This is a genomic window from Vibrio coralliilyticus ATCC BAA-450 (assembly GCF_000176135.1).
Classification (GTDB): domain Bacteria; phylum Pseudomonadota; class Gammaproteobacteria; order Enterobacterales; family Vibrionaceae; genus Vibrio; species Vibrio coralliilyticus.
Genome location: NZ_ACZN01000019.1, coordinates 33,679 through 55,628, shown reverse-complemented (window position 1 = coordinate 55,628; position 21,950 = coordinate 33,679). Strand labels below are relative to the sequence as shown.

The window sequence follows — 21,950 nt, the reverse complement described above, 5'->3', positions numbered from 1 at the left end:
CTCCTGACTCTAAATACTTACAATGCGTTGAATAGTAACTTAATTTTAGTGTTTATTTAATAAGTTAATATGAAGGTAATGATTTTTCTTATATGGGAGGGAAATTATTCCGCCTCTTCGAATTTATCTTCAATGAGGTGACAGACGGCTTCCAGAGCGGGGCTTGCATCACTACCCTCAGCACTGATAGTGACATGCTCTCCCTGAGCAGACTCGAGCATGAGTAGTCCCATAACGCTGTCAGCGGTTGCTTCTTTACCTTCATGGTTTTGGATAGTGAGAATCGCATCAAAAGATTGAGCAAGTTCGACAAGTTTAACGGCAGCACGAGCATGAAGGCCCAATCGGTTTTGGATGAGGACGGTTCGACTCTGTTGCTGCATGCGTTATTCCTTATGATGTTTCTCGAGTGTCGCGTGGCGAATCTGAACCTGATGGCCCACTTGAGCGAAGTACTCGCCAATTTGTTGGGTAAGATAAACTGAACGGTGCTTACCGCCAGTACAACCTATTGCGACCGTTAGATAGCTGCGGTTGTTTTTTTCTAGTAATGGTAGCCAGTTTTCGATGAATTTCTGGATCTGCTGTTTAAGATCCAATACATCCTGATGACTTTCCAGAAAAGATTTGATCGGTGTATCGAGCCCCGTCATTGGACGCAATGTGGGTTCCCAATGTGGATTCGGCAGAAAGCGTACATCAAACACATAGTCAGCATCACTTGGCAAGCCATACTTAAAGCCAAATGACTGAAATACCATCACTAAGTCTTTACGCTCTCGACCTTCAACACGCATGCGAACGGTCTCACTTAAGTCATGCAATGATTGGTTGCTGCTATCGATGATCAGATCTGCGTGCTCTTTCAACGGAGAAAGAATACAGCGTTCTTTTTCAATGGCTTGTTCAAGAGAGGTGTTTTCGAGACTGAGTGAAAGAGGGTGTATGCGCCTCGTTTCGCTGTAGCGTTTGAGTAACGTGTCTTTCTTGGCATCCAGAAACAGAACACTGACGTCGGAAGATTTTTTTAGCTTCGTCAGCACATCGGTCACGAGATTCGGTTCGGTAGGCAGATTGCGGATATCAATACTGACCGCTACATTTTGCTTACTTGATTTGACCGATTTGACGAAATTATCGAGTAAATCCACCGGAAGGTTATCGACGCAGTAGTAGCCAAGGTCTTCAAGTACGCGAAGCGCGACGCTTTTACCTGCACCTGATTGGCCACTGACGACGATAAGGCGCATTACTGATTCACCATGATGTCGTAAAGCTCCTCATCAGATTGCGCTTTGCGCAGCTGTTTGAGGACTTGTTTGTTGTTTAATCGTTCTGCCATGCTGGAAAGCGTTTTAAGGTGCTCTTTACACTGCGCATCAGGCACAAGAAGAGCAAAAAGGAGATCGACAGGACGATTATCTATCGAGTCAAACTCGACAGGAGATTCACATTGTATGAGTACAGCAACGGCTTTGTCACTGGATTGCATACGAGCATGGGGAATGGCTATTCCATTTCCGATGCCAGTACTGCCCATTTTTTCGCGGCTGAGCATACACTCAAAAAGTTCAGTGGAGTTTTGACCAGTCTGCTCGGCGACGATCTCACTGATCATTTCTAGAGCGCGTTTTTTACTGGTGCATTGGACTGCACTTTTGGTACAGTCCAATGAAAGGATTTCGCTTAATTGCATGATGTTTAGTGCGTGTTTAGTTTTTCTTTATGCTTGTTGAGCTGTCTGACCAGTTTGTCAACAAGAGAGTCGATTGCGGCATACATACTTTCTTCGTCGGCAGATGCATGGATTTCGCCCTGATTGACGTGAAGGGTAGCTTCAGCGATTTGACGGAGTTTTTCAACTTTTAAAACAACATGAACGTTATTTATGTGGTCAAAGAAACGCTCAAGCTTTTGAAACTTTTCGTTTACGTAGTCTTGCATTGAATCGGTGAGATCAACGTGGTGGCCATTAATATTGATTTGCATAGACTTTCCTTCTCGGTTAGATGCCTAAAGCAGGCGTTTGCGCTGACTCGAAGGGGCAATGCCTAGTGATTCTCGGTATTTAGCTATTGTTCGTCTAGCGACCTGAATCCCTTGGTCAGCGAGTAGAGCTGCAATTTTGCTGTCACTCAGTGGTTTAGCACTGTTTTCAGCAGCAACGAGCTTTTTAATCAATGCTCGGATTGCAGTGGATGAACATTCTCCACCGTTGTCGGTACTGACATGGCTGGAGAAGAAATACTTCAGTTCGAAAATACCACGAGGGGTATGCATGTATTTTTGGGTTGTGACACGTGAAATCGTTGATTCGTGCATATCGACATCTAAGGCGACGTCATTGAGAACCATCGGCTTCATCGCTTCTTCACCATACTCAAAGAAATCGCGCTGATGTTCAACAATACACTTAGCAACTTTGAGTAGCGTCTCATTTCTACTTTCTAGGCTCTTAATCAGCCATTTTGCTTCCTGCAAGTTTGAGCGAATGTATTGGCTATCTGAACTGTTGCCTTTGCCAAGCGCTGCGTATTGTTGATTGACTTTAAGGCGTGGTACTGAGTCTGGATTGATAGTGACCACCCACTTACCATGATCTTTGAACACGGACACATCAGGTATGACATATTCTGCATGCTCTGCAGCGATTCGGCTTCCAGGTCGAGGGTCGAGCTGCTGAATGAGCTTGAGAGCTTCTTTGAGTTCTGCTTCTTTAAGCTTTGCTTCTTTGATGATCAGCTTGTAGTCTCGATTGCCCAGTTGGTCTATGTAGTCAGTCAGCACTAACTTCGCTTCTTTCAACCACGGTGTATCTTCTGGGAAGGTAGCCAATTGGAGCAGCAAGCAGTCTTGCAAGTTATTTGATGCGACACCCAATGGGTCAAATTGTTGAACGCGCTTACGTACGGCTTCGATTTCTTCGAGTTCTATTTCTTCATTATCAAAGCTTTCAAGAATATCTTCGGTTGAAATGGTCAGGTAACCATAGTCGTCTACAGCATCAATGATTGCCATAGCGATGGTGCGATCCGTTTCGCTAAAAGGAGTCAGATCTAACTGCCAAGTGAGGTAGTCGTGCAGAGATTGAGTGGTTTCGCCTTGATAGACTGGCGCATCATCATCTAACGCAATACCAGTACTGCCTGTATTGGCGCTATAGACATCTTCCCAAGTGGTATCAATCTCAAGCTCATTGCTGATTTCAGACTTCTCTATCAGTTCTGAGCTGTCTTTGACTTCTGGCTCAGCGATTTCAGCGTTCGGCTCTTTTTCATCACTCGCTGCTTTGTCTTCAACATTTGAAGTCTCTTCGCTGCCTTCTTCGACTTCTAGCAGAGGGTTAGAATCCAAGGCTTCCTGAATTTCCTGTTGAAGATCTAACGTTGACAACTGCAACAAGCGAATCGCTTGCTGAAGCTGTGGGGTCATCGCTAACTGCTGTCCTAGCTTGAGTTGTAATGAGGGTTTCATTCAGTATTACTTGCCTTAGATGCTATAGAATCTTACCGTTCTTCACTTTAATCATAGACGGAATTGTTCGCCGAGATAAACTTGTTTTACTTGTTCGTTGTTGAGTACTTGTTCTGGCGTACCTTCGGCGATCAAGTGCCCTTGACTCACAATGTAGGCTTTTTCACATACGTCTAATGTTTCACGTACGTTGTGGTCTGTGATCAAAACACCCAGCCCACGATCACGCAGATGTTCTATGATCTTCTTGATATCAATGACCGAAATCGGGTCAACACCAGCGAACGGTTCATCCAGCAAGATAAATTGAGGATTGGCAGCCAAAGCTCGGGCGATCTCTACACGACGACGCTCACCCCCTGATAGTGCCATACCTGCACTGTGGCGAATGTGCTGAATGTGGAATTCTTCCAATAAGTCTTCCAACTTATCTTGGCGCTGTTCACGAGTGAGCTCTTCACGAGTCTCCAGAACCGCCATAATGTTATGTTCTACAGATAGCTTACGGAAGATGGATGCTTCCTGTGGTAGATAGCCAATCCCCATACGAGAGCGGCTATGCATAGGCAAGATACTGATATCCTGCCCGTCAATCGTAATTGAGCCTTCATCGCGAGCGACTAAGCCGACAATCATATAAAACGACGTAGTTTTACCTGCACCGTTTGGGCCAAGTAAACCGACGATCTGCCCAGAAGTGACTTCCAAGCTAACATCGGTCACCACTTTACGGTTACCGTAAGTTTTCGCTAAATGCTCTGCTTTGAGATTTGCCATAATTATTCTTGTACTGCTTGTGGCTGGAGAACCGTAGAGACGCGGTCGCCTTTTTCTTTACCGTCAGCAATCAACTTCTGAGAAGAGATTTTGTAACGGATTTTGGTACCGCGAATGACACTATCATCTTGAGACAGCATGGCCTCATCTATCATGGTGAGTTGGTCATCAACCATAACGTAGTACAACTCTTTTGCTTCACCATAGAGGGTTTTACCGTCATCGGTGAGCTGAGAGAAAGTCGCCAAATCGCCGTATCCTTCGATTTCCTGAATGGAGCCGTCTTTTGGATCACGGGTTACAATGACTTTATCGGCGTTAATATTGATACTGCCTTGCTTGAGTTTTACGTCACCTAGGAAGGTTACTTTGTTGCTCTGCATATCAAGCTGCTGGCTGTCTGAATCAATATAAACAGGTTGATCCTGATCGGTAGACAGCGCCAGCGCTTGTCCTGAAATCAGCAAACAAGAAATTAGACTAAGGTGTGAGAGTTTCATATCTACCTTGTACATGTTTGTATAGGATGGCGTTGTTTTCAGCAAAGTTGCCTTTCATCGCCTGACCTACTGTTTCAAACTGAGGGCCAACCAAGGTGACTTGATTGTCCGCCCAAAAATCACGATTGTCCAACTGGATGCCAAGCACATCCGTCGACATGGTATCAAAGCCAGAATCTGGCAATAAGTTTTTCGCCAATACGTTGTCGTATAATGTCAGCACATGATCCTGGCCGAGAATGCCTCGGTCAGCAGTAACTTCCCATTCTTGGGTTGTGCCTTCTTTGTAAACTTTTAAGACTGGTTGATCAAAAAAGGTATCACCGCTTTTTGCGTAGTGATCGAGTTTTACGGACGTAATGACATAGCTGCGAATCCCTTCTTCGTTGTAAGAGGTATTCACTAAATATTCACCGCTAAACATAGGTAATTCGGTATCCGGTTCTACCTGAATGTCGAATGTCTTACCTTTATCAAACAGGTAATAAGCGGACCAACAAATAACAAATGCCAGTATCAGGTAACCGATACGGGATAAACTCATATACTTAGACCTTTGTGGACATCAAGTTCATTGCGCGCTTGTAAAATGAGGTCACACACTTCTCTGACTGCGCCGTGTCCGCCACGTATTGAAGTGACGTAATTTGCGCGTTGCGCCAGTAGTGGATGTCCGTCAGCGACGCAGACTTTTAAAGCTACTTTTTCCATGACAGGCCAGTCGATAAGATCATCACCGATATAACCGGTTTGTTCTGGCGCAATATTCAATTTGCTGCAAATGTCCTGATAAGCTTTTACTTTATCGTCTTGCCCTTGGTAAATCAGCGAGATTCCCAGAGCTTTCATGCGATTCTCAACAATGCGTGATTGTCGACCTGTGATGATAGCGATTTCGATGCCTGCATTCATCAAAGATTTTACGCCGTATCCATCTCGTGTATGGAATGTTTTCAGCTCTTCGCCATCATTACCCATATAGACTAGGCCGTCAGAAAAGACCCCATCAACGTCGCATATTAACAGTTTAATCTCTTTGGCAATGTTAAACGTGTTTTGTTCCACGGGTTTATACAGGGTTTCAATCAATTTTGACATCACATCACTCCCGCTTTTAATAAATCATGCATATTTAACGCACCGACAACTTTGCCGTCTAGGCATAGAATTAGGCCATTAATGCTTTTCTGCTGCATAAGGTTGAGACCTTCAGCTGCAAGAATATTAGGGCTGGCGGTCGTTGGATTGGTTGTCATGACTTCGCCAATTAAAGCACTGTGAATGTCGATTCTCTTGTCTAGGATACGGCGCAGGTCGCCGTCAGTGAAAATACCGACTAGGTGCTGGTGGCCATCAACGACGGCAGTCATGCCTAAGCCTTTCTGGCTGATTTCCAGCAACGCTTCTCGTACCACAGTATCTGGTGTTACTAGAGGAAGTTGCTCACCCGTGTGCATTATGTCCGATAGCTTAAGTAGCAATTTTCTACCCAATGCCCCACCCGGATGAGAGAGTGCAAAATCTTCAGCTGTGAAACCACGAGCTTGTAGTAAGGCTACCGCTAGTGCGTCGCCCATAGCTAATGTCGCAGTGGTACTGGCCGTTGGCGCTAAACCCAGTGGGCAAGCTTCTTTCGGAACCGTGATTTGTAAGTGATAGTCGGACAACTTAGCCATGTTAGATTCAGGCTTACCTGTCATGCTGATGATTTTGATATTGAGACGTTTAAGGACTGGGAATAGCCCCAAAATCTCAGAAGATTCGCCAGAGTTAGAAATCGCAAGGACAATGTCGCCAGGTTCGATCATCCCTAGGTCGCCGTGTGCGGCTTCACCGGGGTGAACGAAAAACGCTGAGGTTCCAGTGCTGGCTAGACTAGCAGCAATCTTGTTTCCAATATGTCCTGACTTTCCCATCCCCATGACGGCAACCTTGCCTTCTTTATTGGCAAGGATCAATTCACAGGCTTGGACAAAATCGTCGTTAATATACTGATCAAGCTGCTCAAGGGCTTCGATTTCTGTTTTTAATACATCAAGAGCAGCCGAGCGAAAATCAAACATGTCACTCTCCGGCAGGCAAAACTAAATTTAAGCTGTCATGTTAAGGATTAGGTATCCCTGATAAGCAATAAAGCAGCAGAATAATACAGCACCTTCTATTCGGTTGATACTACGAGATTTACCTAATGCCATTGCAACCAACAGCAACGAAATACCCAGCATGATCCAGAAATCACGCCCCATGGCATATTCGCTGAGGACGGAAGGGTTAAGGATGCCTGGAATCCCCATCACGGCAAGAATGTTGAAAACGTTAGAACCAATGATGTTACCGACAGCCATGTCGTCTTCGCCTTTCATTACGCCCGCAAGCGAAGCTGCAAGTTCAGGTAGGCTGGTGCCAACCGCAATAATGGTCAAACCGATAACCAGATCGCTCATTCCGAAGTACTGCGCAATATATACAGCATTATTTACCAGTGTATCTGCAGCGATAGGTAGGATAATCAAGCCAACCACAACCCACATCGCCGCTTTGCCATTACTAACGCCTTCAGGTACTTCTGACTCTTGGTCCTCTAATAATGGATCAGGGCTGCCGCTGTCTTTCTCTTTTTTACTGATTCTAAGCATGGCAAGGATAAAGGCTGCAAACAGGACAAACAGCAGAACACCTTCATAGAAGCCCAAGTGGCTATCCCAAAGTAAAACACCCGCAAGGATAGTGACGCCGATCATTAACGGTAGTTCACGACGCAAAACCGCAGAACTGATAGAAAGTGGCTTTATCATCGCGGTAATACCGAGAATTAAGGCAATATTAGCGATATTAGAGCCTAAAACGTTACCGACAGCGGTATCCGTTTTGCCGTCCAGCGCCGCAGTAGCTGACACCATCATTTCTGGCGCCGAAGAGCCCATCGCTAGGATGGTCATACCGATCACCAATGGAGAAATACCTATATTTCGGGCTAGAGCAGCGGCACCAAATACGAGCTTGTCTGCGCTCCAAACCAGAAAGATTAATCCAACGACGAGAAACGCTATGGCTTCAAACATGATGATCCTTAATTCAGTGTACAACGTGATAAATTTAACCGTTAATTTTGACGGTTTAGGTGCTAAAAGGGAAGCAATTAATTGTTAACCATTTAAATTGACGGACGTATTAGACTTTTAGAATGAAACAGACTTCATTTAAAAAAATGTCAGCCATAATTAATTGAACAGTGCTTTTAATTTTCACACAATGTGCTTATGATTGCCCATTCAATAAGCTATGGCAGGGTTTACCATGTCCTCATCCGATCTCGTAACCGTTAATAATCTGACGTTTTCTCGTGGAGAAAGAAAGATCTTCGACGATGTCAGCTTGCATGTGCCGAAAGGTAAGATCACCGCCATTATGGGGCCTTCGGGCATAGGTAAGACGACTTTGCTGCGCCTGATTGGTGGTCAGCTATACCCTGAGCGAGGGGAAGTATTGTTTGATGGCAAGAATATTCCGTCACTCAGCCGCAAGCAGCTATATAAAGAACGTAAAAAGATGAGTATGTTGTTCCAGTCTGGAGCGCTATTTACTGATCTTAACGTTTTTGACAACGTAGCTTTCCCTCTTCGTGAGCATACCGATTTAAACGAAGAGCTTATCCGAACCTTAGTGCTACTCAAATTAGAGGCGGTCGGGCTTCGTGGCGCTTCTCAGTTGATGCCAAGCGAATTGTCTGGCGGTATGGCTCGCCGAGCAGCATTAGCACGTGCTATCGCGCTTGATCCTGAACTCATTATGTACGATGAACCTTTTGTGGGGCAGGACCCGATTACCATGGGAGTGTTGGTGGAGCTTATACGTAACCTGAACCAAGCTCTCGATGTCACCTCTATTGTGGTCTCTCATGATGTCCCTGAAGTGATGAGTATCGCTGATTGGGTCTATATTCTGGCTAACGGTAAAATCATAGCCAAAGGCTCGCCACAAGAACTGAGTGATAACCCTGACCCGCAAGTTCAACAATTTCTTAAAGGAGATGCGGATGGCCCAGTACCATTTCGTTATCCTGCTCAACCTATTGCGAAGGAGCTATTCTGATGTTGTCTGACTTCGCGAATTTTGTCGCATCGACAGGACGCAGAGCTATGGGTGTCTGCGAGTCGTTTGGTCGTGCTAGTTTAATGCTGTTTGGTGCACTGGCTTCTCGTCCACGCCCAATCCAAAATTTACCTTTGCTGGTGAAGCAACTCTACAGCGTTGGAGTTCAGTCCCTGATCATTATTGTGCTGTCCGGCTTATTTATTGGCATGGTATTGAGCCTGCAAGGTTATGTCATTCTGGTCGACTTCGGGGCAGAAGGCGCATTGGGTCAAATGGTCGCCTTGTCACTTTTACGTGAACTTGGACCTGTGGTGACAGCTTTGCTATTTGCTGGTCGTGCAGGTTCTGCGTTGACGGCTGAAATCGGTCTGATGAAAGCGACAGAGCAGCTATCCAGTATGGAAATGATGGCTGTCGACCCACTAAAACGAGTTATTGCGCCACGTTTCTGGGCTGGTGTGATTTCCATGCCAATGCTGGCCATGATTTTTATGGCTGTCGGAATTTGGGGAGGCCAGTTGGTTGGTGTGGATTGGAAAGGCATTGACCACGGTAGCTTCTGGTCCGCGATGCAAGCCTCCGTCGAATTGGGCCAAGATATTGGCAACAGCATGATTAAGAGCTTGGTGTTTGCCATTACTGTAACTTGGATAGCACTGTTTAATGGCTATGATGCGATTCCGACCTCGGAAGGTATCAGCCGGGCAACGACACGTACAGTCGTACACTCTTCATTGGCGGTACTTGGTTTAGACTTTGTACTGACTGCATTGATGTTTGGGAACTAAGTATGCAACAAACAAGAAAAATTGAATTATGGGTCGGCAGTTTTGTCCTTGCTGGAATTTGCGCAATTCTGGTGATGATTTTTCAAGTCGCTGACGTAAAGGGCATTGGCTCAAATGATACTTACTCACTGAAAGCAGAGTTCGACAACATTGGCAGTCTTAAAGTTCGCTCGCCAGTGAAAGTAGGCGGTGTCGTTGTTGGGCGAGTGACGGATATTGGCTTGGATACAGAAAACTTGCTACCTGTCGTGACGATGGCAATTGGCAGTCAGTATGACCAATTTCCAGAAACCTCCAGTGTTAAGATCTTAACTTCTGGCCTTATTGGTGAGCAGTACATTGGCTTAACTCCGGGCTTTGTTTTTGATGATGAGCAAATGCTGGTGGAGGGTGACTATATTGAAGACACTAAATCCGCTCTCGTATTGGAAGATTTGATCGGCCAGGTGCTGTACAGCGTCGGCGGTTCTGATTCGGCTAAAGAAGAGGAATAATCATGTTGAAAAAGTTAGTACTCACTTTGGTGACATTTGCTCTGTCGTTTACCGCTTCTGCGGCTCAAATAGATAAAACCCAGCCTTACCAGATGATGAAGCAGGTGTCTGAACAGGCGTTTGCCAGATTGAAAGCTGAACAAGATAAAGTGCACCAGGACCCAGACTATCTCAAAGTGATTGTCGAAGAAGAGCTGATGCCATACGTCAATGAAAAATACGCTGCCCTTAAGCTATTAGGCCCTAACCTGAAAGGAGCAAAACGAGAGGATGTTGGTAAGTTCATTGAAGCGTTTCGTGCTTATTTGGTGAGTTCTTATGCTCAGGTATTGACTCAATACACCAATCAGGACATTAAATTTGGCCCAGAGCCAAAATCCAGACCTAAGAAAAGCATTACAGGCGTTAAGGTTGAAATCATCGATGCGCCACGCCCAAACATCAAACTCGAGTTCAAACTTCGTAAGGACAAAAAGAGTGGTGAGTGGAAGGCGTTTGATATGATTGCAGAGGGCATCAGCCTTTTATCAAGCAAACAGTCTGAATGGAGTGGCAAGTTACGTCAGGAAGGTATTCTTGCGGTAGCGAAAGATTTGGAAGATCTCGCTGCACAGCCAATTCGTTTTGAAGGTAAAGAGAAATGAGTGCCAAACAATGGCTAAGTGTGTCTGACGACCACTACCAAATTACTGGCGCGCTGGATAGAGAGTCGGTACCCGCCTTATGGCGCTCATTATGTAACTGGAAGGTGACCAGCTCTACGATTGAAATCAGCCTAGAACAGGTCGAAAGAGTCGATTCAGCAGGTATGGTTATGTTAATTCATCTATTAGAGCATGCAAAAAAGCAAAACTGTCATATAATGCTCAGCTTCGTGCCAAAACAACTGCTAACTTTATTTCAGTTGAGTAATGTCGAAGAGTTTATCGACGGGCATTTAAAGAATTAAACAGGGGTGAATTGTGGATAGCGCAAAAGTACAACAGATTTTAGAAGAAGCACTTAACCTGGAAGAGCTACACGTTAAAGGTGAAGGCAGCCATTATGAAGTGGTCGCTGTTGATGCTAGTTTCGAAGGAATGAGCCGCGTTAAGAAGCAACAACTGATTTACGCTCCATTGATGGAATATATCCAAAGAAATGACATCCATGCTGTGTCCATTAAAGCTTACTCTCCAGAAGAGTGGGCGCGTGATAAGAAGTTGATGTCACTGTAAGGGTTAATGATGGATAAGTTTCGAGTAAAAGGGTCAAAGCAACCTCTGGTTGGTGAAGTCACAATCTCTGGTGCGAAAAATGCAGCATTGCCAATTCTTTTCGCGTCTATTTTAGCGGAAGAGCCCGTTGAAGTAGCCAACGTGCCGCATCTGCGTGATATCGACACGACGATGGAATTGCTCAAGCGTCTAGGTGCCAAAGTAGAACGTAATGGTTCTGTACACGTTGACCCGAGCAGTATTAATGAATATTGCGCTCCTTATGATTTAGTTAAAACCATGCGTGCATCTATCTGGGCATTAGGTCCACTAGTAGCGCGTTTTGGTCAAGGTCAAGTCTCTTTACCTGGCGGTTGCGCCATCGGTGCGCGTCCTGTGGATCTACACATCCATGGCCTAGAACAGCTAGGTGCCACAATCACACTCGAAGATGGCTACGTTAAAGCTAACGTCGATGGTCGTCTGAAAGGTGCGCACATCGTAATGGATAAGGTCAGTGTAGGCGCAACGATTACAATTATGTGTGCTGCGACTTTGGCTGAAGGTAAGACAGTGCTGGATAACGCTGCGCGTGAGCCAGAAATTGTTGATACGGCGGAATTCCTGAATACGCTTGGTGCTAAGATTTCTGGTGCTGGGACGGACACTATCACCATCGAAGGCGTAGAGCGTCTTGGCGGTGGTCAACATGCTGTCGTTGCTGACCGCATTGAGACAGGGACTTTCCTTGTTGCTGCTGCTGTTTCTGGTGGTAAAGTTGTGTGTCGCAATACCAAGGCTCAACTCCTTGAAGCTGTGTTGGCTAAGCTGGAAGAAGCCGGTGCGAAAGTTGAGACAGGCGAAGACTGGATTTCTGTCGACATGACAGATCGCGAGCTGAAAGCGGTGACAGTGCGTACGGCGCCACACCCAGGATTCCCGACAGATATGCAGGCTCAGTTCACTCTGCTTAATCTGATGGCGAAAGGTGGTGGTGTGATCACCGAAACCATTTTCGAAAACCGTTTTATGCACGTGCCTGAATTAATGCGTATGGGCGCTAAAGCTGAAATCGAAGGCAACACTGTGATTTGTGGTGACGTAGAAGAACTCAGCGGTGCTCAGGTAATGGCGACGGACTTACGCGCTTCAGCGAGTTTAGTTATCGCAGGCTGCATTGCGAATGGTGAGACAATTGTTGATCGTATTTACCACATCGATCGTGGCTACGATAAAATTGAAGACAAACTGTCGGCTCTTGGGGCCAATATAGAGCGCTTCCGGGACTCTCATTAACCTCAGCTAACATTTGTAAGCCGAAACGAGAGTTTCGGCTTTTTTATGAGCGCTAGATCAGTTAGAGTCTTGGGCATATGTTATTGACTGTTTTGTTCTTGGAGAACAACCAATGATTGCACTACTACGTGTATTAGCTGTCGCGATTTTTGCAATTGTGATGTTTGTGTTTGGATGCGGCTATTGTTTACTTAGCCCGCGTAACCCAAAACACGTTTTTACCTTTGGTCGCCTGTTTGGCAAGATGTCACGAGTATTTGGCATCACATTAGAACTGCGTTTACCAGAGGACGCATACAAACGTGGCCAGCATATTTATATTGCTAACCACCAGAACAACTGGGATTTGTTTACCGTTTCTTCTGCTGTGACGCCAAAAGTTGTCACGGTCGGTAAAAAGAGCTTGGCGTGGATGCCGCTGTTTGGTCAGCTTTACTGGCTGACGGGCAACATTCTGATTGATCGTGCTAACCGTTCTAAAGCGAAAGGGACGATTGATCAGGTGGTCGACAGCATGAATCAAAGTGACGTTTCTGTGTGGATGTTCCCAGAAGGAACCCGTTCACGTGGCCGTGGCTTATTGCCGTTTAAGACGGGCGCGTTCCACGCTGCGATTGGCGCTAAGTTGCCTATCGTTCCTATTGTCTGTAGCTCTACCAGTGGGCTTAAACTCAACCGCTGGAATAATGGCCATGTGATTGTTGAAATGCTGCCACCTATCAGTACAGAAGAATACGGTAAGGAAAACATCCGAGAGTTGGCAAATTTATGTCGTGAACAGATGAAAGATAAGCTCGAATCTCTGGATAAAGAAGTAGCAATGCTCAATCAGCAAGCGGGCGTAAAAGCTTAACTTCTAGTTAATGAGATAACGAAATTGAGCCTCAGCATAGACTGGGGCTTTTTTATCTCTGGTGATCATCATATCTAAAACAAAAAAAGGTTGGCGCTTTCACGCCAACCCTTTCAGTATTTATTGCTTATCGCTAGATATCGTCACGCTCAATTGGACAGCTCATACAACGAGCACCACCGCGACCGCGACCCAGTTCATTACCTGGAATGGTCAGGACCTCAATACCGGCTTTGTCGTACTTCTCGTTAGTGTAGACGTTGCGTTCATAGCCAATCACTACGCCTGGCTTCACAGTGAGAACGTTGTTCGCGTCATTCCACTGCTCACGTTCCGCTTCATAGTTGTCACCACCTGTTGTGATGATCTTGAGGTAATCGACACCAAGTGCTTCTTCAATCGCGTGAGTGTAGCTTGGAACTTGCTCGACTTTCATTTCACCGTCTTCGCTGTCTCCCTTAGGAGTCAGGCGCCAAGTATCAAGGTCTTTACGCATGATCTCTGGGTAAACGGAGAAAGTGTCAATATCCATATGGGTCATGACCGTATCCAAGTGCATGCAAGAACGGTGTTTTGGCAAATCGATGGCAATCACTTCTTTTGCTTGACCATTCTTAAATAGGTTTGCCGCTAAGTTCTCAACACCTTGTGCCGTCGTACGTTCAGACATACCGACCAACACTGCACCTTTACCGATTACTAATACATCGCCACCTTCAATATTGGCATTGTCATAATGCAGGTCATCATCACCAAAGTATTTGATGAAATCTTGCCCTGCAAATACTGGGTGCCAGCGATAAATCGCTCGTAGATGGTTTGTCTCACGTTGACGTGCTGGTTTCATCATCGGGTTAAGAGAAACACCGCCGTAAACCCAACATGAAGTGTCACGAGTGAAGAGATGGTTTGGTAATGGCTCGATAACAAAGTCCAGCGGACGATGCATCTTAGGTAACATTGACGAAGACTGTATTGGCAGCTCTGAATAAGCTAGGCCACCGAGCAAGATTGTTGCTAAATGCTCATTATCCATATCCGATAAGTAATGACGTAGGTCGCGAGCAAACGTCGGTCCGTAGCGGAAGTCAGAAATCTGAGTATCCAGTAACCACTCCTTGGCTTCTTTCACTGCCAAGGTCTCTACTAGGAGGTCGTGAAGTAGTAATACTTCGACGCCCTGATTTGTCAGAGTTTGTGCAAACTGATCATGTTCTTCACCTGCTGCTTCCACAGCAAGAACATCGTCAAACAGTAGCTCATGGCAGTTCGAAGGGGTGAGGTGGGTTAACGCTCGCTCTGGGCGGGCTAACAATACACGTCTTAACTGGCCTACTTCTGAGCCTACGTACAACTTACTCATTTTGCGTCCTTACAATAATATCCAGTGCGTATTTATGACAAGGTTGTTATCAAGATGCAAGCAGTAATGTTGGGTTCAAAAACTAGTTTTTATTAAATTCGTGGTTTTTAATTCTTTTGTACTGGCTTTTTGTGAGCTTTTTAACTAAAAATTCAACTGTAAAATATGTGCGCTGACTTTGCGACTCTATTCGCCACGCTATAAGAAGAATTTTGACAAATTAAAATTGAATTCAGCATAGCTATTCATAACTTTGCTAGCTGGTGGCAGAAAGGTATATTTCTATGCAGATCTCATTTTTCCTAAGATATGCAGTGATGAAAAATAAAAACGCATAACTAAGGGTAGGAAACTGTGATCGACGACCACAGATAATTCTGAATCACACTGATGATAAAAAAATGTTAAGTTTCCGATGTTGTGAGCTGGATCCGGTGAGATCGTTAATGATTGCCTCAATAAAGATGACGATCCGAATGGATTGCGGGTAGTAATTTCGCTGGATCCATGCGATATTCCGTTGCGGTAAAAATCGATCAATGTTGTCACTATCTGGAGCCGACTTATGTCTCATGAAGACGAATATCTATCAGTTGAAGAATTAATTGAGATTCAAAAGGAAGAGACTCGCGAGATCATCCAAGCCTTACGAGAAGATGGCAGTGATCCAGATGCGTTGTATGAAATTGAACATCACCTGTTTGCAGAAGATTTTGATACGCTGGAAAAAGCCGTTGTTGAAGCGTTTAAAATGGGCTTTGAAGTATTGGAAGCTGAAGAAACAGAAGATGAAGATGGCAACAAACTGTTGTGTTGTGACGCCACAATGGAATCCGCTCTTGATGCAGAAGCGATTGATGCTCAAGTAGAGAAGCTGATTCACCTTGCAGAGAAATACGACATCATCTACGACGGATGGGGTACCTACTACGAAGGCGAAGATGCGCTGTACCCAGAAGAAGATGACGACGAAGAGTAAAGAGTTGTTGAAGAAACCAGCCCAAAGGCTGGTTTTTTTGTCGCTGTAATTCGTCGAGGGATAAGTATCTTTCATTCAGACGATTCTTTATAATCACCCAAACTTGATCTAGCGCAATTTTAATAAGGGAAACATGCAGCTATCACTCGCAGGCTTATGGCAGATCTCTCCGCTTACTGACCTTTCTGTTCCTCAGGATGACATTACTTTCCCTGCAGCGTTGAGCGCGCGCTTACCTGATACATTGTCCGAACAAGAGATTGCGGAGCAAGAGTGGCACTTGATGCACGATATTGAAGTTGACGAGGCTATGCTGGCGTTCCCAGCCGTTGACTTGGTGCTCGGTGGCGTAGATTACCATGCTGAAGTACGACTTAATGGTATCGCGTTGTTTGATTGTGATGGCTCACAGGTGGAATACAAAAAGGACATTCGCCCTTACATGCAGTTAGGTCGAAATCGTTTTGAGATCCTATTTCTTGAAGAGGAAGAAGAACTTCTATTTGAAGAAGACAGGCTGGATATTTGTCCTTTAGGTGAACAACCTCATCAGAAGTTTGACTCACGAGTGGGTATCTGGAAAGAGCCTTACTTACAGTTTATTCGCCATGTGCGTTTAGATCATGTTGTAACCGAGCAGATCTGGCATCACGGCGGTGGTTGTGAGTTTATGGTCGATCTTCACTACAAAACATACTCACCTGGGCTGATTTCTGCTTCAGTTAAGTTTAATGGAATGACGTATCACCTGCCTATTGATGTACGAAATGATCATGCGAGCGCTCTATTCCAGGTCGAAGCGCCGATCTATTTCGATGCTAGTCAGCCTGATCCTAATGATCTGTATCAGCTAGAAGTGATGTTGGATGGTCAAACGCAGAAATTTAATATCGGGCTGAGTGAAGATCTCTGCGTGACCCATTTCCCGGTGTAGTGGTTTTCAAACGTGAGCAGCTTGCTGTGGAAATAGCGGGCTTTGTTTACGCTGCCACACTCGCTCATGGAAATAGTAGGCGAGAGTATTGATACTTGGTTCAATCGCGGCCATAACGCCACCGACTAACCAGCTCCCTGTCAAAAGATAAGCCACACTGAACGCCACACTAAAGTGTACAACGGCAAAGCTAGTGGTTTTCAGTGCTGTAGCGTTCTCACGTTTTTTCAACTGGGGTGAGGCTTGCCACACTCGTTCATGAAAATAAAATGCAACGGTGTTCACCATAGGTTCGATCATGGCAATCAGACTGCCGATCAAGATATCACCCGTTAATAGATACGCGACCGTGAACGCGATTGTGAAGTGAATAGCAGCAAAGGTTAGTGTCTTTTTCATGATGTGATCCAGTCTTTGGTGTTAATAGGATCATTATTGATAATTATTATCATTAGTTAAATTCGATTGAAACTATAATATCAATCGTTAGTAACTATTAAAAAAGGCGCTCAATTGAGCGCCTTTTGTCTTTATTCAATCCACTTAACCTTGCGGTTTTACCACCAAGACATTGATGGGTGAGTTCTGAACCACTTTACTGGCGACGGAACCTAATACCACTTTATCCAGTTTAGAACGTTTATGGCTTGGCATCACAATCAGGTCGGCACCAAGCTTTTCCGCATAGTCGAGAATAGTCGCGTACGCTTTGCCTTCGGCTACGTGCGCTTTATATACGACTTCTTCAGGAATGTGCTGGACAGCGAACTGTTTCAGCTGATTCTCAACGTCATTTTTCATTTTTGCTGCGGCATCCTTTGGAAAGTAGGTCGCAACCATTGACATGTGAATACCTGGTAATACGTTTAGAAGATGAACTTGAGCATTGGAGTGCTTGGCGTGCCAGACAGCCAGCTCAAGTGCTTTATCAGAAAAGCCTTTGTCGTTCAGATCGACAGGAACAAGAATTTGCTTATACATCGATAGCTCTCTATTCAGTCACAACCATGGAAATGGCTGAGATGTGCATCCTTAGTTAATACCAAATCCACTAGGTTTAAGTGGTTTAGTATAAGTGTAGCCTCACTTCCTTCTATGGAGCGAGGCTAACTAAGTTACGCGCTCAGTTCATCCTTACGAGCTCGTCTTCTCTGGTTCATACCTAGACCGATGAGCAGTAGCAGTGCAGGAACGAAGACCCACTCTTTCATTGGTCGATCTGCATCCACTACAACCGAGCGAATTTCCCAGTCGAAATCAACACCAGCTGCTTCTGCTGGGCTACCGAACTCGACCATATCTACCAACATACGGCCATTGCTGTTATTTAACATCAGACCCATAGATGAGATACGATCTTCAGCGGACTTTGCGCTGTCCTCGAATGGCAGTCGGACGGTCTTCGAGATGAAATCGCCTTCAAGGTTCTCACCCGCAACAAGAAGCTCAATCTCTTGACCAACTGGTAGCTGTTCAGTGATTTGCGCGATCTCTGTACCTGGGTGAAGTACTTTGGCTGGGTAAATTTGATCCCACCAGAAACCAGGGCGGAAGAAAGTAAACGTCAGAACCAAGAGCAGAACCGTTTCCCACCACTTGTTCTTCGTAAACCACCAGCCTTGTGTTGCTGCAGAGAATATCAGCATTGCGATGACGGAAGATATGATCGTGAGCAACAAATGCCACCAACTATCAATACCCATCAAAAGAAGCTGAGTATTGAAGATGAACATAAATGGCAAGATGGCAGTACGAATATCGTAGGTGAAGCCTTGAATACCTGTTCGAATCGGATCCGACTTCGCGATCGCCGCTGCTGCAAAGGCAGCCAAACCAACCGGAGGTGTATCGTCTGCCAGAATACCGAAGTAGAACACAAACAAGTGAACGGCGATTAGAGGGATAATCAGGCCGCTTTGTGCACCTAGCGTTACAATAACGGGTGCCATCAGCGTAGATACCACGATGTAGTTTGCTGTTGTTGGCAGGCCCATACCCAAGATAAGACTGATGACTGCGGTAAACAGCAACATCAGGATGATGTTACCGCCAGAGATAAACTCAACAAAGTCCGTCATAACCAGACCGATACCCGTTAGAGTCACCACACCGACAACCGTCCCCGCGGCTGCAGTCGCAACACCGATACCGATCATATTACGAGCACCAGACACTAGGCTCTCAAGTAAGTCAATAAAGCCTTCTTTGGTTTGCTCAGCAATCGATCCTTGTTTAGAAAGTACGGCCATGAGAGGACGTTGAGTAATCAGGATAAAGATCATGAATACTGTTGCCCAGAACGCAGATAAACCAGGAGAAAAACGTTCGACGGTTAAACACCACACCAGCACAACGATTGGTAGCAGGTAGTGTAAGCCAGACTTAATTGTTGGGCCTGGATCTGGTACTTCAGTCAGTTCGGCATCAATCTCAATCGCCCCTTCTTTGGCATATTTGGCCGAGATATTGACTAAACCGACGTAAGATAGAAGTAGCGCAACGGTGACGATTGGTGTAGCAGCATCACCGAAGACGTCTTTCGTCCAACCAATACCGTAGTACACCGCGGCACTGATGACACACAAGCCGAGGATGGTGCCAGTAAATGACAGCAAGCTCGCGATTAGCGTCGGATTGTGACGACGCGGAAGGCCAGTCATACCCGCTTTACACGCTTCTAGGTGAACAATGTAGATCAAAGCGATGTATGAGATTAGAGCTGGAAGAATCGCGGCTTTAATCACTTCTACATATGAGATACCGACATATTCAACCATAAGGAAGGCTGCTGCGCCCATGATAGGTGGCGTTAACTGACCGTTGGTTGAAGCGGCAACTTCTACTGCACCTGCTTTTGTTCCTGGGAAACCGACACGTTTCATTAGTGGGATAGTGAAGGTACCAGTGGTCACAACGTTAGCAATTGAAGAGCCTGAAACTAGACCTGACAAACCTGATGCCACAACAGCCGCTTTCGCTGGGCCGCCTTTCATATGGCCGAGTAGAGAGAAAGCGACTTTAATGAAGTACGCGCCTGCACCAGCACGTTCTAGCATTGCACCAAACAGTACAAACAGGAATACGAATGATGTCGAAACGCCTAATGCAACACCAAATACACCTTCCGTTGTTAGCCATAGGTGCGACATGGCTTTGTTCAGACTTGCTCCTTTGTGCGCGATAACATCCGGCATGTACGGACCGCCAAAGGTGTACAGCAAGAAGACTGCAGCAACAACCATCAGTGGTGGACCCAGTGCACGACGTGTAGCTTCCAGTAGCAGCACCATTCCTATGACTGCAACCACAATGTCAAATGTTGTTGGAGCACCTGAGCGGCCAGCCAGCTCGGTGTAGAAAATATAGATATAAGCAGCGGAGAAACTGCCGGCTAACGCCAGTAGCCAATCCAGAGCAGGGATTCGATCACGAGGAGAAGTTTTCAGAGCAGGGTAAGCGGTAAACGCTAGGAACACGGCAAACATCAAATGTATCGAACGTGCTTCAGTGTCGTTGAGTACGCCAAAATTAAATATGAACGGCAGAGGGGATGCGTACCAAAGTTGGAATAATGACCAACATAGCGGCACAAACCATAAGATGCGGCCAGGAATCCCCAACGGGGCACGGGCACCTGTGTCGGCTTGAGCTACCATTTCTTGCACGTCTTGAGACGGAGATGTTGTCTTCGACATGTACTTAATCCTTATTATAAATGGCCTGTCTTTTTATGATTGTCAGAACCTGATTTTGCATCTTTCAGTTTAGTGAAAAGATGAAATATTGCTCGGTTGTAAGTTTTTGATAGATAGAAATAAAGAGGAGTTTCAAAAATGTGAAACTCCAAATAATACGATATTGCTCAATACCTTAGAGCTTGCTGCACCAAGGAGGTAGTGACCTCCCTGGTGAACAAAGAGAGGTTACTTAAGTAGACCTACTTCTTTGTAGTATTTCTCAGCACCTGGGTGTAGAGGGATAGAAAGACCAGCTTTCACCATGTCTTCTTTCTTAAGGTTTGCAAACGCAGGGTGCAGACGCTTAAAGGTATCGAAGTTCTCGAATACAGATTTTGCAACGTTGTAAGCAACTTCGTCAGAAACGTTTGTTGTAGTTACCATAGTAGCGGCAACACCAAAGCTGTTTACGTCTTTATCTGTACCACGGTACATGCCCGCTGGAACTGTACTGAATGCGTAGTATGGGTTGTCGGCAACGATTTCATCGATTTTCGCGCCAGTCGCTGATACTAGCTTCGCATCACATGAAGTGGTTGCTTCTTTGATTGATCCGTTTGGATGGCCAACAACATAAACGAACGCGTCGATTTTGTTGTCACACAAGGCTTGTGAACGCTCAGAACCTTTTAGCTCAGATGCAAGCTTGAAGCTGTCGTTAGTCCAGCCCATTGCTTCCATTACTACACCCATAGTCGCACGGTCACCAGAACCTGGGTTACCGATGTTTACGCGCTTGCCTTTCAGGTCTGCAACGTTTTCGATACCAGAGTCAGAACGAGCAATGATGTTGAATGGTTCTGTGTGTAGAGAGAACATTGCACGTAGCTCTTTGTACGGGCCTTGTTCAGCAAACTTACTTGTACCGTTGTAACCATGGTACTGCCAGTCAGACTGAACGATACCGAAGTCCAGCTCGCCCGCACGGATAGTGTTGACGTTGTAGATCGAACCACCTGTCGATTCTACAGAACAACGAATGTTGTGATCTTTACGGCCTTTGTTAACTAGCTTACAAATTGCACCACCAGTTGGGTAGTAAACACCAGTTACAGAACCTGTACCAATAGTGATGAATTCTTGAGCGTTAACCGCGCCAGCACCCATTACAGCAGCTGCAATAGCACCAACTTTAATAAGTTTGTTCAATGCCATGAATTTCCCTTCCTTTATTCATTATTAACCCCATAGCAAGTGTAGTCGCTACGGGAGTTTCCTATTATGGAAACGGCATCTTTTTCAATCCGTATGTTGAAAAAGTGGCTGAATAATACCAAAAAATTGGCACATAATTACACGATTGTTAAAAAATATAGCGAAATTGGCTGGTTTTTGCGCGAAAATTTAACCTGAATTAGCAGGTTAAACCACTGGTGAATCAAGGATTTAGCTTAGTGTGTATTTAGAAGAAGAGATTTATCTAAGATGTGATTTGAGTCACAAGAAGAATGCCATCGAGTGACT

The 21,950-nt window shown here is 45.4% G+C and carries 26 protein-coding genes; 10 read left to right on the top strand and 16 right to left on the bottom strand.

What is annotated here, in order from left to right:
* Window positions 1-104 precede the first annotated feature (104 nt).
* The 11 genes from VIC_RS24805 to VIC_RS24755 are packed head-to-tail and all read right to left on the bottom strand — an operon-like array spanning window position 105 to window position 7,813.
* Window positions 105-383, bottom strand: a complete 279-nt coding sequence (locus VIC_RS24805) for an HPr family phosphocarrier protein (protein ID WP_006963174.1) — start codon at window positions 381-383, stop codon at window positions 105-107.
* A 3-nt stretch (window positions 384-386) separates the two neighbouring features.
* On the bottom strand, window positions 387-1,250 hold the full coding sequence (gene rapZ, locus VIC_RS24800; protein WP_006963173.1) for an RNase adapter RapZ: 864 nt from the start codon (window positions 1,248-1,250) through the stop codon (window positions 387-389).
* Window positions 1,250-1,696: a PTS IIA-like nitrogen regulatory protein PtsN gene (gene ptsN / locus VIC_RS24795; protein WP_006963172.1), complete on the bottom strand. Its 447-nt coding sequence runs from the start codon at window positions 1,694-1,696 to the stop codon at window positions 1,250-1,252. Before ptsN ends, rapZ begins: the two co-directional genes overlap by 1 nt.
* Before the next feature lie 5 nt (window positions 1,697-1,701).
* The gene (gene hpf / locus VIC_RS24790; protein ID WP_006963171.1) at window positions 1,702-1,989 is read right to left on the bottom strand and encodes a ribosome hibernation promoting factor; all 288 of its coding nucleotides are present in this window, start codon (window positions 1,987-1,989) and stop codon (window positions 1,702-1,704) included.
* Window positions 1,990-2,013: 24 nt separating this feature from the next.
* The gene (locus tag VIC_RS24785; protein ID WP_006963170.1) at window positions 2,014-3,474 is read right to left on the bottom strand and encodes an RNA polymerase factor sigma-54; all 1,461 of its coding nucleotides are present in this window, start codon (window positions 3,472-3,474) and stop codon (window positions 2,014-2,016) included.
* A gap of 51 nt (window positions 3,475-3,525) precedes the next feature.
* Window positions 3,526-4,251, bottom strand: a complete 726-nt coding sequence (gene lptB / locus VIC_RS24780; RefSeq protein ID WP_006963168.1) for an LPS export ABC transporter ATP-binding protein — start codon at window positions 4,249-4,251, stop codon at window positions 3,526-3,528.
* Window positions 4,252-4,253: 2 nt separating this feature from the next.
* On the bottom strand, window positions 4,254-4,751 hold the full coding sequence (gene lptA / locus VIC_RS24775) for a lipopolysaccharide transport periplasmic protein LptA (RefSeq protein ID WP_006963166.1): 498 nt from the start codon (window positions 4,749-4,751) through the stop codon (window positions 4,254-4,256).
* Entirely contained in the window at window positions 4,732-5,295 is a 564-nt protein-coding gene (lptC, locus tag VIC_RS24770; RefSeq protein WP_006963165.1) for an LPS export ABC transporter periplasmic protein LptC, read from the bottom strand. The genes lptA and lptC overlap by 20 nt, the downstream gene beginning before the upstream one ends.
* On the bottom strand, window positions 5,292-5,849 hold the full coding sequence (gene kdsC, locus VIC_RS24765; protein ID WP_006963163.1) for a 3-deoxy-manno-octulosonate-8-phosphatase KdsC: 558 nt from the start codon (window positions 5,847-5,849) through the stop codon (window positions 5,292-5,294). Before kdsC ends, lptC begins: the two co-directional genes overlap by 4 nt.
* Window positions 5,849-6,814 carry a KpsF/GutQ family sugar-phosphate isomerase gene (locus VIC_RS24760; protein WP_006963161.1) on the bottom strand — a complete coding sequence of 322 codons (966 nt, stop codon included), beginning with the start codon at window positions 6,812-6,814 and terminating at the stop codon, window positions 5,849-5,851. Before VIC_RS24760 ends, kdsC begins: the two co-directional genes overlap by 1 nt.
* 27 nt (window positions 6,815-6,841) lie before the next feature.
* A complete protein-coding gene (locus tag VIC_RS24755; RefSeq protein ID WP_006963158.1) occupies window positions 6,842-7,813 on the bottom strand; it encodes a calcium/sodium antiporter in 972 nt (323 codons plus the stop codon).
* A 235-nt stretch (window positions 7,814-8,048) separates the two neighbouring features.
* On the opposite strand from VIC_RS24755, the gene mlaF reads away from it, so the two are divergent.
* The 8 genes from mlaF to VIC_RS24715 all read left to right on the top strand — a co-directional run bounded on the left by mlaF (window position 8,049) and on the right by VIC_RS24715 (window position 13,473).
* Entirely contained in the window at window positions 8,049-8,843 is a 795-nt protein-coding gene (gene mlaF, locus VIC_RS24750) for a phospholipid ABC transporter ATP-binding protein MlaF (RefSeq protein ID WP_006963156.1), read from the top strand.
* Window positions 8,843-9,634, top strand: a complete 792-nt coding sequence (mlaE, locus tag VIC_RS24745; protein ID WP_006963153.1) for a lipid asymmetry maintenance ABC transporter permease subunit MlaE — start codon at window positions 8,843-8,845, stop codon at window positions 9,632-9,634. The genes mlaF and mlaE overlap by 1 nt, the downstream gene beginning before the upstream one ends.
* Before the next feature lie 2 nt (window positions 9,635-9,636).
* Window positions 9,637-10,128 (top strand): outer membrane lipid asymmetry maintenance protein MlaD, encoded by a 492-nt coding sequence (mlaD, locus tag VIC_RS24740; RefSeq protein ID WP_006963152.1) that lies wholly within the window; start codon window positions 9,637-9,639, stop codon window positions 10,126-10,128.
* 2 nt (window positions 10,129-10,130) lie between these two features.
* Window positions 10,131-10,772, top strand: a complete 642-nt coding sequence (locus VIC_RS24735; RefSeq protein WP_006963151.1) for an MlaC/ttg2D family ABC transporter substrate-binding protein — start codon at window positions 10,131-10,133, stop codon at window positions 10,770-10,772.
* A complete protein-coding gene (locus VIC_RS24730; protein ID WP_006963150.1) occupies window positions 10,769-11,077 on the top strand; it encodes an STAS domain-containing protein in 309 nt (102 codons plus the stop codon). Before VIC_RS24735 ends, VIC_RS24730 begins: the two co-directional genes overlap by 4 nt.
* Window positions 11,078-11,090: 13 nt before the next feature.
* Window positions 11,091-11,345 carry a BolA family iron metabolism protein IbaG gene (gene ibaG / locus VIC_RS24725; RefSeq protein ID WP_006963149.1) on the top strand — a complete coding sequence of 85 codons (255 nt, stop codon included), beginning with the start codon at window positions 11,091-11,093 and terminating at the stop codon, window positions 11,343-11,345.
* Between the two features lie 9 nt (window positions 11,346-11,354).
* Window positions 11,355-12,620 (top strand): UDP-N-acetylglucosamine 1-carboxyvinyltransferase, encoded by a 1,266-nt coding sequence (gene murA / locus VIC_RS24720; RefSeq protein ID WP_006963148.1) that lies wholly within the window; start codon window positions 11,355-11,357, stop codon window positions 12,618-12,620.
* Between the two features lie 112 nt (window positions 12,621-12,732).
* Window positions 12,733-13,473 (top strand): 1-acylglycerol-3-phosphate O-acyltransferase, encoded by a 741-nt coding sequence (locus tag VIC_RS24715; RefSeq protein WP_006963147.1) that lies wholly within the window; start codon window positions 12,733-12,735, stop codon window positions 13,471-13,473.
* Between the two features lie 133 nt (window positions 13,474-13,606).
* Here VIC_RS24715 and arcA read toward each other — a convergent pair whose 3' ends face one another.
* A complete protein-coding gene (gene arcA / locus VIC_RS24710; RefSeq protein WP_038513651.1) occupies window positions 13,607-14,836 on the bottom strand; it encodes an arginine deiminase in 1,230 nt (409 codons plus the stop codon).
* Between the two features lie 565 nt (window positions 14,837-15,401).
* Here arcA and rraB point away from each other — a divergent pair.
* On the top strand, window positions 15,402-15,815 hold the full coding sequence (rraB, locus tag VIC_RS24705) for a ribonuclease E inhibitor RraB (protein ID WP_006963145.1): 414 nt from the start codon (window positions 15,402-15,404) through the stop codon (window positions 15,813-15,815).
* A 133-nt stretch (window positions 15,816-15,948) separates the two neighbouring features.
* Window positions 15,949-16,749: a glycosyl hydrolase 2 galactose-binding domain-containing protein gene (locus tag VIC_RS24700; RefSeq protein ID WP_006963144.1), complete on the top strand. Its 801-nt coding sequence runs from the start codon at window positions 15,949-15,951 to the stop codon at window positions 16,747-16,749.
* A gap of 6 nt (window positions 16,750-16,755) precedes the next feature.
* Here the strand turns inward: VIC_RS24700 and VIC_RS24695 are convergent, their stop codons facing one another.
* The 4 genes from VIC_RS24695 to VIC_RS24680 all read right to left on the bottom strand — a co-directional run bounded on the left by VIC_RS24695 (window position 16,756) and on the right by VIC_RS24680 (window position 21,641).
* Window positions 16,756-17,148 carry a DUF2061 domain-containing protein gene (locus tag VIC_RS24695; protein WP_006963143.1) on the bottom strand — a complete coding sequence of 131 codons (393 nt, stop codon included), beginning with the start codon at window positions 17,146-17,148 and terminating at the stop codon, window positions 16,756-16,758.
* 144 nt (window positions 17,149-17,292) lie between these two features.
* The gene (locus VIC_RS24690) at window positions 17,293-17,730 is read right to left on the bottom strand and encodes a universal stress protein (RefSeq protein ID WP_006963142.1); all 438 of its coding nucleotides are present in this window, start codon (window positions 17,728-17,730) and stop codon (window positions 17,293-17,295) included.
* A 134-nt stretch (window positions 17,731-17,864) separates the two neighbouring features.
* Window positions 17,865-20,444, bottom strand: a complete 2,580-nt coding sequence (locus VIC_RS24685) for a TRAP transporter permease (protein WP_039952674.1) — start codon at window positions 20,442-20,444, stop codon at window positions 17,865-17,867.
* A 228-nt stretch (window positions 20,445-20,672) separates the two neighbouring features.
* Window positions 20,673-21,641, bottom strand: coding sequence for a TAXI family TRAP transporter solute-binding subunit (locus VIC_RS24680; RefSeq protein WP_006963140.1), 969 nt, complete (start codon window positions 21,639-21,641; stop codon window positions 20,673-20,675).
* Between the last annotated feature and the right edge of the window lie 309 nt (window positions 21,642-21,950).